Genomic DNA, 493 nt, shown 5'->3' on the forward strand with positions numbered 1-493 from the left:
CAGGACAGCGCGGGTAATCCCACCGGCGGACGCGCCCAGACCGTGCGCTATGCTCATGAAGTCGCGATCGGAGCCGATGTCAATTTTGCCCAGCTTACCGGGCATAATTACGGTATGTTCCATGTGCTGCTCACCGAGCGCGCCGGCCTCGGCATTGGCCAGCAGCTTCCCGCGCTGAACAGCCCGCAGGAAATCTTCGGTTCGGGCGAGACCATTCGTTTTACGCGGCTCTCATGGGAAATGCAGTGGAACCGCTACGCCGATACCGAAATCGGCTGGATCAACACCGAAAATGATTTCGGTCAGTCCACTATGCATTGGGGCATGAATCTTTATTGCCAGTTCGAATCGAACGCGATCTGCGGTATGCCGCAGGCGCTCGCCAGCAACTCTGGCTATGGTTACTATCCAACAGCCCATCCCGGCGCGTTCGTAAAGCTTTTCCCCTTCGGTGATCAGCGCATGCTCGTTTCGGCTGGCATCTATAACGTCG

Annotated in this window: 1 protein-coding gene; it reads left to right on the top strand. The window is 57.4% G+C overall.

From position 1 onward, the window contains the following. A partial coding sequence (locus P792_RS38405) for a carbohydrate porin (protein ID WP_023978080.1) occupies positions 1 to 493 on the top strand: 493 nt, incomplete at both ends.

Source organism: Asaia sp. SF2.1 (assembly GCF_000505765.1).
GTDB classification, from domain to species: domain Bacteria; phylum Pseudomonadota; class Alphaproteobacteria; order Acetobacterales; family Acetobacteraceae; genus Asaia; species Asaia bogorensis.